At 61.4% G+C, this 446-nt stretch carries 1 protein-coding gene; it reads right to left on the bottom strand.

The genetic code is table 11. The features are described from left to right. A partial coding sequence (locus AACM45_RS20350; protein WP_339145050.1) for a hypothetical protein occupies positions 1 to 446 on the bottom strand: 446 nt, incomplete at both ends.

Here is a 446-nt window from a genome sequence, read left to right as displayed (position 1 = left end):
AACGGTGACGGCGACCCCACCAACGACGATACCGACGATGACGGCACGCCGGATTACCTGGACCCTGACAACGACGAGGGTCCCGATACGGACGGCGACGGTGTACCCGACGTCACGGATATCGATGACGACAACGACGGTATCCTGGATACGGAGGAGGACCCTAACGCTGACGGCGACGGTGACCCCTTGACGGACCCCTTGGACAGTGACGGCGACGGTATCGCCGACCACCTTGACATCGATTCCGACGATGACGGCATCCCCGACAACGTGGAGGGGCAGCCTACCGATGGCTATGTGCCTCCAACTGGTGATGACAGTGACGGTGACGGCCTTGACGACGCCTATGAGGGCGATAACGGCGACGAGGGCATTGACCCCGAGGACACGGATGGCGACGGTACCGACGACTACCTTGACGATGACAGTGACAACGATCTGGT

The organism is Croceitalea sp. MTPC5 (assembly GCF_036985505.1).
Lineage (GTDB): Bacteria > Bacteroidota > Bacteroidia > Flavobacteriales > Flavobacteriaceae > Croceitalea.
This window is presented reverse-complemented; position numbering and strand designations above follow the sequence as displayed.